15 protein-coding genes are annotated in these 14,112 nt (G+C 59.5%); 14 read left to right on the top strand and 1 reads right to left on the bottom strand.

Annotated elements, in window-relative coordinates:
* Positions 1–61: 61 nt before the first annotated feature.
* Positions 62–526, bottom strand: coding sequence for a transcription elongation factor GreA (greA, locus tag GXX82_18440; protein ID NLT25017.1), 465 nt, complete (start codon positions 524–526; stop codon positions 62–64).
* Positions 527–748: 222 nt separating this feature from the next.
* Between greA and mraZ the strand changes: the two genes are divergently transcribed.
* From mraZ to GXX82_18370, 14 genes are read left to right on the top strand one after another with little or no spacing between them, the layout of a single operon-like run.
* Positions 749–1,189 (top strand): division/cell wall cluster transcriptional repressor MraZ, encoded by a 441-nt coding sequence (gene mraZ / locus GXX82_18435; GenBank protein NLT25016.1) that lies wholly within the window; start codon positions 749–751, stop codon positions 1,187–1,189.
* Positions 1,189–2,055: a 16S rRNA (cytosine(1402)-N(4))-methyltransferase RsmH gene (rsmH, locus tag GXX82_18430; GenBank protein NLT25015.1), complete on the top strand. Its 867-nt coding sequence runs from the start codon at positions 1,189–1,191 to the stop codon at positions 2,053–2,055. The genes mraZ and rsmH overlap by 1 nt, the downstream gene beginning before the upstream one ends.
* Positions 2,056–2,065: 10 nt before the next feature.
* Entirely contained in the window at positions 2,066–2,377 is a 312-nt protein-coding gene (locus GXX82_18425; protein NLT25014.1) for a hypothetical protein, read from the top strand.
* On the top strand, positions 2,374–3,222 hold the full coding sequence (locus GXX82_18420; GenBank protein ID NLT25013.1) for a hypothetical protein: 849 nt from the start codon (positions 2,374–2,376) through the stop codon (positions 3,220–3,222). The genes GXX82_18425 and GXX82_18420 overlap by 4 nt, the downstream gene beginning before the upstream one ends.
* Positions 3,219–4,670: a UDP-N-acetylmuramoyl-L-alanyl-D-glutamate--2,6-diaminopimelate ligase gene (locus GXX82_18415; protein ID NLT25012.1), complete on the top strand. Its 1,452-nt coding sequence runs from the start codon at positions 3,219–3,221 to the stop codon at positions 4,668–4,670. The genes GXX82_18420 and GXX82_18415 overlap by 4 nt, the downstream gene beginning before the upstream one ends.
* A complete protein-coding gene (locus GXX82_18410; protein NLT25011.1) occupies positions 4,657–6,015 on the top strand; it encodes a UDP-N-acetylmuramoyl-tripeptide--D-alanyl-D-alanine ligase in 1,359 nt (452 codons plus the stop codon). The genes GXX82_18415 and GXX82_18410 overlap by 14 nt, the downstream gene beginning before the upstream one ends.
* The gene (locus GXX82_18405) at positions 6,015–7,091 is read left to right on the top strand and encodes a phospho-N-acetylmuramoyl-pentapeptide-transferase (protein NLT25010.1); all 1,077 of its coding nucleotides are present in this window, start codon (positions 6,015–6,017) and stop codon (positions 7,089–7,091) included. Before GXX82_18410 ends, GXX82_18405 begins: the two co-directional genes overlap by 1 nt.
* Before the next feature lies 1 nt (position 7,092).
* A complete protein-coding gene (murD, locus tag GXX82_18400; protein NLT25009.1) occupies positions 7,093–8,418 on the top strand; it encodes a UDP-N-acetylmuramoyl-L-alanine--D-glutamate ligase in 1,326 nt (441 codons plus the stop codon).
* On the top strand, positions 8,415–9,203 hold the full coding sequence (locus GXX82_18395) for a hypothetical protein (GenBank protein ID NLT25008.1): 789 nt from the start codon (positions 8,415–8,417) through the stop codon (positions 9,201–9,203). The genes murD and GXX82_18395 overlap by 4 nt, the downstream gene beginning before the upstream one ends.
* Positions 9,200–10,267: an undecaprenyldiphospho-muramoylpentapeptide beta-N-acetylglucosaminyltransferase gene (murG, locus tag GXX82_18390; protein NLT25007.1), complete on the top strand. Its 1,068-nt coding sequence runs from the start codon at positions 9,200–9,202 to the stop codon at positions 10,265–10,267. Before GXX82_18395 ends, murG begins: the two co-directional genes overlap by 4 nt.
* Positions 10,254–11,630, top strand: a complete 1,377-nt coding sequence (locus GXX82_18385) for a UDP-N-acetylmuramate--L-alanine ligase (GenBank protein ID NLT25006.1) — start codon at positions 10,254–10,256, stop codon at positions 11,628–11,630. Before murG ends, GXX82_18385 begins: the two co-directional genes overlap by 14 nt.
* Complete coding sequence (gene murB, locus GXX82_18380) at positions 11,612–12,508, top strand: UDP-N-acetylmuramate dehydrogenase (protein NLT25005.1); 897 nt, start codon at positions 11,612–11,614, stop codon at positions 12,506–12,508. The genes GXX82_18385 and murB overlap by 19 nt, the downstream gene beginning before the upstream one ends.
* Entirely contained in the window at positions 12,501–13,409 is a 909-nt protein-coding gene (locus tag GXX82_18375; protein NLT25004.1) for a D-alanine--D-alanine ligase, read from the top strand. The genes murB and GXX82_18375 overlap by 8 nt, the downstream gene beginning before the upstream one ends.
* Entirely contained in the window at positions 13,406–14,107 is a 702-nt protein-coding gene (locus GXX82_18370; GenBank protein ID NLT25003.1) for an FtsQ-type POTRA domain-containing protein, read from the top strand. Before GXX82_18375 ends, GXX82_18370 begins: the two co-directional genes overlap by 4 nt.
* Positions 14,108–14,112 lie beyond the last annotated feature (5 nt).

Raw genomic sequence — 14,112 nt, 5'->3', positions numbered from 1 at the left:
GCCCGTTTCTTCTCTTGTCTCTACTCTTGAGCTCTTGAACTTTTGAACCCTTGAACTGTCTTCAGTCCACTTTGACTATCTCGTAGGTTCTTTGCCCGCCGGGGGCGTTGAAGTTCACTTCGTCGCCGACGGACTTGCCCATGAGGGCCCTGCCGAGGGGGGAAGTGATCGATATCGTGTTCTTTTTGATGTCCGATTCGTAGGGACCGACGATCCTGTAAAGGGATTCTTCATCGGTGTCGAGATTGACGAGCGTCACGGTACAGCCAAACTCCACGGTCTCTCCATCGCCTTTCCTCACGTCGACGATCTCGGAATTTCTCAGCTGCTCCTCGATCTCGGCAACCCGCTGCTGAAGAAACTGGAATTCCTCCCTGGCGGCATCGTATTCCGCGTTCTCCGAGAGGTCGCCGTGCTCCCGTGCCTCCTCAATGGCCTTGAGGATCTGGGGACGTTTCACGGCAAGCATGTTCTCATGCTCCTTCTTCAACGCTTCATAGCCTTCGCGGGTAATTGGTACCTTCATTAACACTCCGAATTATTTTACGATGGCTTAAAAGACTACCTGAGGCGGGCCGAATTATCAACAGATTTGTGTCAGCATCCGCCTCGTCTCTTCTGACACCCGACGGGGACGGCCGCGGAAAGCAAGCGGGAGACGGCGGAAATAGAGGAAAAAAACCTTGACAAGATATGGAGTTACAAGTATAAATGACTAAAGTGGTAAAAGGTGTAAAAAGGTGGGAGATTGTTCGCAGGACGGTACGAATACTCGATAGACGACAAGAGCAGGGTAAGCATCCCGGCGAAGTTCAGGGAGGCCCTCGGGCAGAGTTACGACCTCAGGCTCATCCTCACCAACCTGGATGGCTGTATCGTCGCTTATCCCTACCAGGAGTGGCTCGCCATCCAGGACAAGGTTTCCGCCGCGGGCCCTATCCGAAAGGAGGCGAGGGCATTTTTGCGCTACTTCTACTCCGGGGCATCGGAGTGCCCCATCGACAAGCTGGGGAGGATCCTCATCCCCCAGGCGCTGAAAACGGACGCGCACATACAGAAGAATGTCGTCATCATCGGTGTGGGAAAGAAGATAGAGGTCTGGGCAAAGGAGAAATGGGAGGAACTGGTCAAACTGGCCACCGCCGACCCCGATCAGATAGCTGATATCGTATCGGAACTCGGCCTTTGATCGGCCGTGAACACATAGCCGTTCTTTCCAGGGAAGTATGTGACAACCTGATCGGCACCGGATGCAAGGTCTTCGTCGATGCCACCGTTGGCGGAGCGGGACATTCCATCGGCCTGCTGGAGAGATACAGACAATTACATATCATCGGTATTGATAGAGATAAAGAAGCACTCGACCGGGCAGAGGTGACCCTCAAAGGGTATAGCGACCGGGTAACACTACTGAGGGGGAACTTCAGGGACTTGAGGCAGATACTGGGGGGGATCGGGGTGACGTCCATGGACGGCATCCTCTTCGATCTCGGTATATCAAGCTACCAGCTGGCTGCGGGGCGGGGCTTCAGCTTCAACGACGACGAGGGACTCGACATGAGAATGGACACGAGGGACGTCCTCACCGCATATGAGATCGTCAACTCCTTCCGTCAGGACGAGATCGCCCGGATCCTCTATGAATACGGGGAAGAGTGGCAATCGCGAAGGATCGCGAAGGCCATCTTCGAGAACCGCAAGAAAGGCAGGATCCGCACGGCGCGGGAGCTGGCCGCCATAGTGGCCTCCGTGAAGAGAAAGACGGGCAAGATACATCCCGCCACGAAGACCTTCCAGGCGCTCAGGATCGCCGTGAACGACGAGCTGGGAAGTCTTTCGGAAGGGATGGACACGGCCGTTCAACTCCTTACCCCCGGCGGCAGGATAGGCATAATAACGTTCCATTCGCTGGAAGACAGGATGGTGAAACAGCGTTTTCGCGAGGACTCGGCCCTGACCGTTCTGACACGAAAGGCCGTCATGCCGGGAACCGATGAGATAAGAAGCAACCCGCGCGCAAGAAGCGCCAAGCTTCGCGTCGCAGAAAAGAATTGACGGGGGCACTATGAGCAGACCAAAGAGAGTATACATCGAGTCGTCGGGAGACGCGCTCTTCTCGAGCGTGAGGCCTTTTCTTTTCCTGGGATTCATCATGGTCTTCGTCCTCGTTGTCAGCTATTTTCTTGTCAGCGCCCACAACCGCGCCCGGCAGGACCTCATCGAGACGCTCACGCTGGAACGCGAGCTGAGACAGAACCACCAGAAACTGACAACGGAGATGGCGGGCGTCACGCAATCGAGACTCCTCGCGCTCAAGGCCAGGGAGCGCCTGGGACTGACAAAACCGAAAGAGGAAGAGGTTCTCGTGTTGAAATGAACAAGCAGGCGATAAGGAAGGCGTTTTTCGTGTGCGCATCTATCGGGCTCGCATACGCCGCGCTGGTTTTCAACGTTCAGGACAGGTTTTCCATGAAAAGGACCTACGAGACATCAGTGAAGACGGCTCCCCGGAGTCTGAACGTCGCCGTTCCCGGGCCGCAGAAAGAACCGGACCGGCAGGCGCCGGTCATTGCGGGGGGAGGCCTTTCTTTTGAACCATCGCTCCTCATCGCCGTTCCCATCATCGCCCATTCCATCAAAGAAGGTATCATCGAAAAGGACGGTATGGTCATTGTCAAGGGGACGGAGGAAGCCTCCCCGGTCTATCTCAAGAAACCCCTCGAGATCCTCAAAGACAGGGATATGGATGGCTTGAGGACCCTGTCCCGGATCATCGGCAGGAAGAACATGGATGCCTTCCTCGCGAGGGAAGGGATACAGCTTCCGGACAGGTCGCTCACCTTCGACACACTGGCGGGCACGGGATACAGCGTGGACCAGAGGGTTCTCGCGGCACTCTACAACAAGTACGTCGACGACAGCTTCGATCCTTTGATGCCCTTTTCCAGCGGGGGATTTGAGGTCTCGCGCAAGGCCGGAGGGTTCGCGATAGAGAAGGTCCGCGAGCAAAAGAGGGCTGAAGCCGGCCGGGACAGCACCGCATGGACGATGCCGGACCTCACCGGCCTTTCGCTGAGGGCGGCCCTCGACAGGATATCGACGAAAGGGCAGGCGGTGCTCATCTACGGGTCAGGTGTCGTCACCGACCAGCACCCCAGGGCGCAGGAAAAGGTTGAAAAGGATACCCGGTGCATTCTCTACGGGAGGACATACAAGAAGTGAAATTGAGCGAGCTCATACGGGGCATGAAGAGGACCGCCGTGACCGGCGACACATCCCTCGAGATAACGGGTGTGACGAAGGACTCCCGGAGCGTCTCCGAGGGGTCCCTGTTCTTCGTCACCTCCGCGAGCAGCGCGTATATGGATGACGCCCTGAAAAGGGGAGCGCGCGCCGTGGTCACCGACGGCGACATCGATCGCCCCTTCACGTGCGTCGTTCGCGTCGAAGATGTCCCGCGGGCGCTCGGCGAGGCCGCATCGAAGTTCTACGGCCGACCTTCCCGCAGGATGCATGTCACGGGCATCACGGGGACAAACGGCAAGACAACGACGACCTACCTGATAGAGTCCATACTCGATGCCGCGGGGAAGAGGCCCGGCGTCATCGGCACCATATCCTACCGCTACGCCGGCAGGAGGCTCGCGGCCCCCAACACCACACCCGGCGCCAGCGAGACGAACGCGCTCCTTCGTGACATGCTCGACGCGGGGATAACCCACGTGGTCATGGAGGTTTCCTCTCACGCGCTCCACCAGTCGCGCGTTGAAGGCATCGACCTCGATGTCGCCGTGTTCACCAATCTCACCCACGACCATCTCGATTATCACGGCGATTTCGAGAGCTACAGGGCCTCAAAAAGGCTTCTCTTCGAAGACTACCTCGCGAGGAGCAGGAAGAAGAGAAGATATGCCATAATGAACATCGACGATCCCTCCGTACGGGACCTCGCGGTCGCCTCACCGGTGACGATGCTCTCCTACAGCACGCGGGGTTTCGCTGACGCCTGCCTGTCGAGCTATTCCGAGACCATCGACGGCCTGACACTCACCTTATCCCTACCGGGGAAGAAGATCCCCATTGTCTCACCCTTAGTCGGCATGTTCAATGCCTCCAACATCCTTGCCGCATCATTGTCAGGCCATGTCACAGGTATATCGCCCCAGGCGATAAAAGAAGGGATCGAACGGCTGGGCGGCGTCCCGGGAAGACTGGAGCGGGTGACGAACGACAGAGGCATTTCCATCTTTGTCGATTACGCCCACACCCCGGACGCGCTCGAAAATGTCCTTAGTCTGCTCGGAAGGCTCAAGAAAGGGAGGCTCATCGTGGTCTTCGGTTGCGGGGGCAACAGGGATGTCGTGAAGAGACCCCTCATGGGCGCCATCGCCGCGCGCTTCGCCGACGAGGTGATCGTCACCTCCGACAATCCGCGGAACGAAGACCCGATGAAGATCATCGAGGACATCAGACGGGGTCTTGAAGGCAAGACGGCGAGGATCATCCCGGACAGGCGCGAGGCCATTTTTGAAGGCATCGGGGCGGCGAAACCCGATGATGTCGTGCTTGTTGCAGGCAAGGGGCATGAGGATTACCAGATCATCGGTGGAACCACCCTTCACTTCAGCGACCGCGAAGTAATCGAGGAGTCTCTCCGTGTGGCGACTTGAGGATATCGTGAAGGCGGTGGGAGGAACGGTCCTGAAAAAGGAAAAGGAGGTGTTCACGGCCATTTCGACGGATTCCCGGACGATCGGGAAAGGGGAGCTGTTCATCCCTATCCTGGGCAAGTCCTTTGACGGTCACACTTTCATCGGTGCGGCACTTAAAAGATCGGGGGGAGGAACACTCTGCCGCGCCGACAGCCCCGTGTCGCTTGCGGACGCCGGCGGGACCGTCATCCTCGTGGAGGACACCAACCAGGCCCTCCTCGACCTCGCCCGCTTCAAGAGGGACAGCCTTTCGGGCACCGTCATCTCCATCACGGGAAGCAACGGCAAGACGACGACGAAGGAGATCCTCGCCGCCATGATGAAGAAACGCTACGGCGTGCACTTCAACGAAAAGAACCTGAACAACCTTATCGGCGTGCCGATGAGCATCCTCTCCATTGCCGGGGACCCCGACATGTGTATCCTGGAGCTGGGCACGAACACGCCCGGAGAGATAAGGAAGCTCGCCGTGGCGACCGATCCCGACGCCTCCCTCATCACGAACGTCAACCCCTCTCACCTTGAAGGGCTCACGTCGCTCGAGGGCATCCTCGAGGAAAAGCTCGACCTCTTCCGGTACACGAGGGAAGGCGGGAGGATATTCATCAACATCGACGACCCCGGCATTGCCGGCCGCCGGCACGATGTGGAGAGGACGGCCGTCACCTTCGGCATCGACAACGAAGCCGACTTCCGCCTTACCATCCGGAAGGACCTCGGCTGGGAAGGCTCGGATGTTCTCATCACCTCCCCGGCAGAGACCATAGAGGGCAGGACACCGCTGCTCGGCAGGCACAACCTTTACAACATCCTCGCCGCCGCCGCGATAGCGTCGACGATGGGGGTCGAAGGGACGCTCATCGCGGAGGCGATCGGAGAGTTCGCTTCCTACGACAAGAGATTCCAGCCGGCGATGAGCTCGAAGGGTTACATTATCATCGACGACACGTACAACGCAAACCCCTCGTCGATGAGGTGGGCCATAAGCACCCTTGCCGCCCTGCCCGCGGCGGGGAAGCGGATTGCGATCCTCGGGGGGATGAAGGAACTCGGCGAGGAAAGCTCCCGGTATCACAGGGAGCTCGGGACATACCTCGGTCATGCCGGACTCGGACTCATCGTCCTTCTCGGTGAAGAGATGAAGGACACCATGGCCGAACTCAGCGGCGCGCCGGCGGCGCACTTCGACAACAAAGAGGACCTCGTCGGCTACGTGACATCGCAGGCAGGACCGGGAGACACCATCCTGGTGAAAGGGTCCCGGGCGTTCAAGATGGAAGAGATCGTGGAGGCGCTGAACTAATGCTGTATTACCTCCTCTACCAGCTTCACATGAAGGTTTCCGCGTTCAACGTGTTCCGGTACATAACCTTCAGGGCCGTCCTGTCCATACTCACGGCGCTCATCATCAGCTTTATCCTCACACCATACGTGATCAGGAAGTTCCATGACTGGAAGATCAGCAGCGGCAAGCGCGAGGACGTCCCCGACCGCCATGAGGCGAAGAAGGAGACGCCGACGATGGGTGGGTTCGTTATCCTCATCGCCACCATGATCCCGACGCTCCTCTGGGCGGACCTCGCCAACTATTACATATGGGTCGTCAGCTTCTCGCTGGTGTCCTTCGGGGCCATCGGCTTCATGGACGATGTGAAGAAGCTCAAAGGGGAAAAAGGGAAGGGCATCTCGGGACGGACGAAGCTCTCCCTGCAGATATTCTTCGGCCTCTGCATCGGCGCGCTCATCTTCTTCAAGTACGGGTTCGTCACGCAGCTCACCATTCCCTTCTTCAAGAACCTCCGGCCCGATCTGGGCGTCTTCTACATCGCCCTGTGCATATTCATCATCGCCGGGACATCCAATGCCGTGAACCTGACCGACGGCCTCGACGGCCTCGCCATCGGCCCCGTCCTTACCGTCTGCTCCACGTTCATGCTCTTTTCCTATCTCGTGGGCAACGTGATCTTCGCACAATACCTCCAGATATTCTACGTGAAGGGCGCCGGGGAGCTCACGGTCCTGTGCGGGGCCATGCTCGGCGCCGGCATCGGGTTCCTCTGGTACAACGCCCACCCGGCGGAGCTCTTCATGGGGGACACGGGTTCGCTCTCCCTGGGAGCGGCGCTCGCGACGATCGCCGTCATCATCAAACAGGAATTTCTCCTCGTCATCGCCGGCGGGATCTTCGTCCTGGAGACGCTTTCCGTCATCATCCAGGTCTACTCTTTCAAACTGAGAGGCAAGAGGGTCTTTCGCATGGCGCCCATCCACCATCATTTCGAGTTGAAGGGGTGGAACGAGGAAAAGATAGTGGTGCGCTTCTGGATCATCTCGGTGATCCTGGGGCTCCTGGCGCTAAGCACGCTGAAGCTGAGGTAAGATGGATATACCTGACCGCATATTGATCGTCGGACTCGGTGCCTCGGGGATAGCCGCGGCACGGTTCCTTTCACGGAAAGGGAAGACGATCGGACTCGCCGACGAAAAGAACGCGGCCGAACTGGCCGGACCCTTGAAGGACCTCGAAGGCATCTCCTTCACCGGCCATTTCGGGCCCCATCGCGCCGAAGACTTCGCCTCCTATCCCCTCATCGTCCTCAGCCCCGGCGTCGACAGCGAACTGCCGGCGCTCAGGCGGGCGCGCGAGGCAGGGGTGCGTGTCATCGGAGAGATGGAGCTCGCCGCCTCCTTTATCAGGGAACCCGTCATAGCCATCACCGGCACCAACGGCAAGACGACGACGACGACCCTCATCGGCGAGATATTTTCGCGGGCCTTCGGCGACGTCTTCGTCGGGGGGAACATAGGCAATCCCCTCATCAACTACGTGACCGGGAACGCAAAGACCTCCCACGTCATTGTCGAGGTGAGCAGTTTTCAGCTCGAGACCATAGAGACCTTCAGGCCGGCGACGGCGGTGCTCCTCAACATCACCGAGGACCACCTGGACCGTTACCGCAGCTACGACGAGTACAGGCAGGCAAAGTACCGCATCTTCGACAACCAGGGGAGCGGGGATTCTGCCGTTATCAGAAAGGGTCTCGATGTCGTCATGAAGGGGTCACCGCGCGTGCTGTCCTTCTCGGTGACGGAGGAACTCGATGAGGGCGCCTTCTCGAAGAACGGAAGGCTCCATGTCAGGATGGACGGGACGGAGACCTCCTGGCCGAGGGACCTGTCGCCGCTGGCGGGCGTCCACAACACGGAGAACATCCTTGCCGCCCTTCTCGTGGCCCGCATCCACGGCGTGGACGGGCAGGTCATCGAAGAGGCGTTGAGGACATTCAGGGGACTGTCCCACCGGGTCGAGTTCGTCCGCGCCATCCGTGGCGTCTCCTTCTACAACGACTCCAAGGCAACCAATGTGGACGCGACGAAGAGGGCCCTCGAGGGCATGGAAGGCGGCATCATCCTCATCGCGGGCGGGAAGGACAAGGGCGGAAGCTACCGGGTCATCCGGGAGGAGGCCGGGAAGATAAAGGCCCTCATCGCCATAGGCGAGGCACGGGACCGGATAGCGTCCGAGCTCGGCGATGCCATCCCCACGTACCTCGAGAGGGACATGGCCGCGGCTGTGTCCCTGGCCTTCACGAAGGCCGGGCAGGGAGACTCCGTCATCCTGTCGCCCATGTGCAGCAGCTTCGACATGTTCAGGGACTACAAGGACAGGGGAAACACCTTCAGGAGGATAGTGGAGGCGCTGTGAAAAAGATCCTCATAGCCATATTGTCGCTCCTTCTCGTGTACGGCTTCCTCCGGGAATACACCGTGGCGAAGGTCCTTGTCGTCATCGCCGGGGCGGCCGCGGGCTACGCCATCTTCCGGCTCCCCCAGCGCTCCATCGAGGCCATGAAGTACCCGATCATAGTCCTATCCTTCATGGTCACCGTCCTTTTCTTCTTCTACCCCAGGCTCGCCATTCCCGAGGCTGCCCGGATCGCCATCGTCTTCGTCTCATTTTACGCCTTTATACTCTATCTCAGCGGCATGGAAGAAAAGGGCCAGGACGTCTTCAAGGAGATCACGGCCCTGTCCATCCTCTTCTTCTCGTCGGGATTCAACCTTTACATAATGGGCAAGCTTGTCTTCCTGATATCCTTCGCGGCCGCCCTCATCCTCTTCCTCTTCATCATCGGAAAGTACCGCATCATCCCCTTCATCGCCGCCTACACCTCAATCGCGGCCTTCATGGCATACCGTCAGGGCGCCGGTTTGACCGGCAGCGGGCTTGCGGGCCTTGCCGAGATGAACAGGTATATACTCCTCGGGTCGGCCTTCGCCCTTCTCGTCACGAGCTTCGCCCTCGTCATGAAGAAGAGCTCATTTTCCACCATGCTGCCCTTCTTCGGTTTCCTCTACATCGCCATGGATATCCTCCTCGTCGCGGGGGTCAGGTTCTCCACGGGGCTCCTCTATCAGCCGGCCCTTTTCATCGCCATTCTTGCTCCCCTTGCGGGAACGATGCTGAAGACCGAAGGGGGGAAGTCATGAGGCTCGTCATATCCGCGGGCGGGACAGGGGGACACATCTTTCCGGGAATAGCCGTCGCCGAGGCGCTCATGGGGCGCGCCACCGACAACAGCGTCCTTTTCATCGGCACGCCCTATGGCCTCGAGGGGAAGATCATCCCCGATGCCGGGTTCCGGCTCTGCCTCATCGAGGCGCACCAGTTCCTGGGACGCTCCCCGATCCACAAGGCGATCACCATCCTGAGGATGATTAAGGGCATCGTCATGTGTCTCAAGGTTCTCAGGAAAGAGCGGCCCGACGCCATCCTCGGCATGGGCGGGTTCACCTCGGTACCCGTTATAGCCGCGGGAAGGCTGCTCGCCATCCCCTGCTTTATCCATGAACAGAACGTTCAGCCGGGGCTCGCGAACAAATTCCTTTCAAAGATCACACGCAGGGTCTTCGTGAGCTTTGAGGAGACGAAGAAATACCTTCCGGCGGGGCGCTGCGTCCACACCGGCAATCCCCTGCGGAGCAACCTCAAAAAGATCGAGGGCCTTAAAGAGCCGGGCTCCTTCGGCATATTCGTCTTCGGCGGCTCCCGGGGCGCACGGAGCATCAACGACGCCGTCATTTCCCTTCTGCCCCTTCTTGAGGGGATACCGGGCGTAGCCGTCTACCACCAGACGGGAGCGGATGACCTCGACCGGGTGCGCGGCGCCTATGCGAAGCGCTCCGTCACTCACGAGGTCTTCGCCTTCACGAAGGAGATGGAAAGGTACTATGCCCTCTCCGACGTCGTCATCGCCCGCGCCGGGGCCACAACCATCTTCGAACTCGCTTTCTATCAGAAAGCGGCAATACTCATCCCCTACCCTTATTCGGCAGGCAATCACCAATGGCAGAACGCCGCCCACGTGGAGGAAGCCGGGGGGTGTTACCTCATCGGAAACGACAAGGCGACGGGCGAGAGGCTCTTTGGCGTCATCGGGCAGCTCATGAAGGACAGGCCCCTCATGGAAGAGATGGGCCGCAACCTGGAAAAGATATTCGTACACGATGCCGCATCGCGTATCATCGGAGGTATGGAACATGGTCTTTCATAAGATAGAAAGGGTCCACTTCGTGGGCATCGGCGGCATCGGCATGAGCGGCATCGCGGAAGTGCTCATCAACCTCGGCTTCAAGGTCACCGGCTCGGACGTTCGCCGCACGGACATAACGGAGCGCCTCGAATCCCTCGGGGCCGTCATCTTCCAGGGACACGGCGAGGAGAACATCATCGACTCCGACGTCGTCGTGGTCTCCTCGGCGGTGCGGTCCGACAACCCGGAGGTGAAGAAGGCACGGGAGCTCTTCATACCCGTCATCCAGCGCGCGGAGATGCTCGCCGAACTCATGCGGATGAAGTACTCCGTTGCGGTCGCCGGGGCCCACGGGAAAACGACGACGACGTCTCTCGTCTCCTCCATCCTCGGCCATGCCGGGCTCGACCCGACGTGCGTCATCGGGGGAAGGCTCAACAGCCTGGGGAGCAACGCCAAGCTGGGCGACAGCAAGTTCCTCGTCGCCGAAGCCGATGAGAGCGACGGCACCTTCCTGCTCCTCTATCCCACCATTGCCGTCGCCACGAACATCGACCTCGAGCACCTCGACTTCTACAAGGACATCGATGAGATCAAGGCCGCCTTTCTCGCCTTCCTCAACAAGGTCCCCTTTTACGGCGTCAACATCATCTGCATAGACAACGCCAACATACAGAGCCTCATACCCCTTATCAAGCGCCGCTACATGACCTACGGCCTGTCGAAGCAGGCGGACCTGAGGGCGGACAACATCTCCTACGAGGGATTCGTGACACGCTTCAGGGTCATATACAAGGGATATGATCTGGGCGAGATCCACCTCACGCTCCCGGGGATACACAATGTCGTGAACGCGCTCGCCGCCTGCGGCGTGGCGATCGAGCTCGACATTCCCTTCCGCACGATACAGGAGGCCCTCGGGAATTTCTCCGGCATCCACCGCAGGCTGGAGATAAAATGGGACGGGGACATAAAGCTCATAGACGATTACGGCCACCATCCAACGGAGATCAGGGCAACCCTGTCGGCGATGCGGAAGATGTGGAAGGACAGGATCATAGCGGCCTTTCAGCCGCACCGCTACACGAGGACCCGGGCGCTGATGGAACAGTTCGCCACATCCTTCAACGAGGCGGACATCCTGATCGTGACAGAGATATACGCGGCCTCGGAAGACCCCATAGAGGGGGTCACCGGGGCGAGTCTCGCCGAGAAGATACGGGCGAGCGGGCACAAGAATGTCATCTTCGCCCCTACCAGGGACGATGTGGTGGAGAAGATACTGGAGAACGCGAAGGCGGGAGACGTCGTCGTCACACTGGGCGCCGGCGACCTGTACAAGATCGATGAGAGACTGAAGGGCGTATGGAGTGGAAAGGAATAAAGGGGACGGTTCTGGCGAATGCGCCCATGCGGCGGTACACCTCGATGCGTGTCGGCGGGCCGGCGGAGTGGCTCCTGTACCCCGCTGACAGGGCCGATATCTCGGCGATGGTGCGGCGCCTCAACGGGGAGGGCATCCCCTATCGTTTCCTGGGCAACGGCACGAACATCATCGTCAGCGATGAAGGGATCCGGGCGGCGCTGATACGGATAGCGAGGATGCGGCGCCTGACCTTCGAGAAGACCCGTGACGGCGCCATTGCCGAGGTGGGCGGAGGGTATCCCCTCGCGAGGTTCATCAGGGAATGCGCGAAGCGGGGCCTCGGAGGCCTTCAAAGGCTGTACTGGATACCGGGAAGCGTGGGCGGGGCGATAAAGATGAACGCCGGGAGCTTCGACCAGTCCATATCGGACACCGTCATCGGCATGGACGTCATGACGACACGGGGCGAGATCGTCGAGAAGGCGGTCAAGTTCGAGGACTTTGGCTACCGCACCTCGCCGGTGGGCCGCGAGGAATGCGTCATCGCCGGCAGGTTCCGCCTCCACACCGCCGACGGTGAGGACCTCGAGCGGGAGATGGAATACGTGTACCGCGAGAGAAAGGAGCGCCACCCCATGGAATACCCCTCCGCGGGGTCCGTCTTCAAGGCGGCCGGGGGCAGGTCCGCGTGGTGGTTTGTGGAAAAGGCGGGCCTGAGAGGATACCGCATGGGCGATGCCTGCGTCTCGGAGAAACACACCAACTTCATCGTGAACATGGGGCACGCCCGGGCCGCCGATATCGCGGCCCTCATCAGAAAGATAAAGGAGGAGGTCCTCTCGAAGCTCGGGGTGAGGCTCGAGGAAGAGGTGGAACTCTGGGGGTTCAATGGATAGGAACAGTCTCAAGAAAGTGAAGGTAGGCGTCCTGCTGGGAGGAAGGTCGTCGGAACGCGAAATATCCCTGAAGAGCGGGGCAGCCGTCCTGGAAAGCCTTGCCCGATCGGGATATGACGCGGTGGCCATCGATGCGAAGGACCGTCTCGTCGAAAAGCTGAAGAAGGAGAAGATCGGGGCGGCCTTCATCGTCCTCCACGGAAGATGGGGGGAGGACGGCACCGTCCAGGGTCTCCTCGAGATCATGGGAATACCCTACACGGGCCCCGGAGTGCTCGGTTCATCGGCGGCGATGGACAAGGCCGTCATGAAGTTCATCCTCGAAGCAACGGGGATCCCGACGCCGGCATATGTCATAGTCGACGACGGCACGAAGGTCACTCTCAAACCTCCCGTCGTCGTCAAGCCCGCGAACGAGGGGTCGACGATCGGCATATCGATGGTCCACAGGAAAAAGGACCTCCCCGCGGCCCTCGAGCTCGCCCGGAAATATGACAGGAAGGTCGTCGTCGAGGAGTTTGTGGCCGGGCAGGAGATCACCGTGGCCGTCGTCAACGGAAAGGTCCTTCCCGTTGTGGAGGTGAGGCCGCTGTCGGGTTTCTACGATTTCGAATCGAAGTACACGAAGGGAAAGACGGAATACATCGTCCCCGCGCGGATACCGCGGAAGGTGGCGAAAAAGGCCGAGGCCATCGCCATGGACGTCTACCGGAGGTTCGACCTCTCCGGGTGCGTGCGGACGGATATGCTCATAAGGGACGGGGTACCCCTTGTCATCGACATCAACACGTCCCCGGGCATGACGGAGACCTCTCTCGTCCCCAAGGCCTGGGCCTGTCAGGGGGGCTCGTTCGATGAGCTCATCGAGGAGATACTTGGAGGAGCATCGCTGAAGACATGAGGAAACTTCTCTACACGCTCTTCATCGGACCGGTGTGCATCCTTTCGATGCTCTCCATCGCCTACCTGTTCTCCCGGGAGGAACCGCTCTTCTTCCTGCAGAACATAAAGGTGAACGGCCTCTCCCAGCTCGGCGACAAGGAAACGATGGCCAAGATCGCTCCCCACCTCACGGAGAGCATCTTCAAGGTGGATGTGGCAAAGGTCCGCGAAGCCCTCACATCCCATCCCTTCGTTAAGGAAGTGAGCGTGAAAAGGGTCTATCCCTTCTCCATCGTCATCGACGTGAAGGAGAAGACCCCGTCGGCCCTGTGGGTCGCGGCGGACGGCGCCGTCCACGTCCTCGACGAAAAGGGCGAGCCCTACCGCCCCCTCGGGAAGGACGATGTCAGAAACCTCTATATCATCAGCACCCGCGAGAGGTTGGATGTGAAGAAGGTCTTCAGCGAAACGAACGCCTTCGTCGCCGAGGGTATCCTGAGGAGGGAACAGCTCTCGGAGGTCTCCTACCGTGAGGGCGATCTCACCATCTTCGGTCTCGACGATGGCGTGGAGATCATCCTCGGCAGGGAGGACCACAAGAAAAGACTGAAAAGGGCCCTCGCCGTCCTCAAGGACGCGAGCAAGCGGGGCCTTGTCATAAAATGCATCGACGCGCGCTTTGAAAAGGGCGCCATAATCCAGGAAAGGAAGGGGTGATCCGG

Source organism: Syntrophorhabdus sp., from assembly GCA_012719415.1.
Lineage (GTDB): Bacteria > Desulfobacterota > Syntrophorhabdia > Syntrophorhabdales > Syntrophorhabdaceae > Delta-02.
This window is presented reverse-complemented; position numbering and strand designations above follow the sequence as displayed.

Excerpts from the sequence above, each read along its gene's own strand:
- GXX82_18425 (NLT25014.1), top strand. The coding sequence starts at position 2,066 with ATGAGCAGACCAAAGAGAGTATACATCGAGTCGTCGGGAGACGCGCTC.
- greA (NLT25017.1), bottom strand. The coding sequence starts at position 526 with ATGAAGGTACCAATTACCCGCGAAGGCTATGAAGCGTTGAAGAAGGAG.
- GXX82_18405 (NLT25010.1), top strand. The coding sequence starts at position 6,015 with ATGCTGTATTACCTCCTCTACCAGCTTCACATGAAGGTTTCCGCGTTC.
- murD (NLT25009.1), top strand. The coding sequence starts at position 7,093 with ATGGATATACCTGACCGCATATTGATCGTCGGACTCGGTGCCTCGGGG.
- GXX82_18370 (NLT25003.1), top strand. The coding sequence starts at position 13,406 with ATGAGGAAACTTCTCTACACGCTCTTCATCGGACCGGTGTGCATCCTT.
- GXX82_18420 (NLT25013.1), top strand. The coding sequence starts at position 2,374 with ATGAACAAGCAGGCGATAAGGAAGGCGTTTTTCGTGTGCGCATCTATC.
- GXX82_18375 (NLT25004.1), top strand. The coding sequence starts at position 12,501 with ATGGATAGGAACAGTCTCAAGAAAGTGAAGGTAGGCGTCCTGCTGGGA.
- murG (NLT25007.1), top strand. The coding sequence starts at position 9,200 with ATGAGGCTCGTCATATCCGCGGGCGGGACAGGGGGACACATCTTTCCG.
- GXX82_18385 (NLT25006.1), top strand. The coding sequence starts at position 10,254 with ATGGTCTTTCATAAGATAGAAAGGGTCCACTTCGTGGGCATCGGCGGC.
- murB (NLT25005.1), top strand. The coding sequence starts at position 11,612 with ATGGAGTGGAAAGGAATAAAGGGGACGGTTCTGGCGAATGCGCCCATG.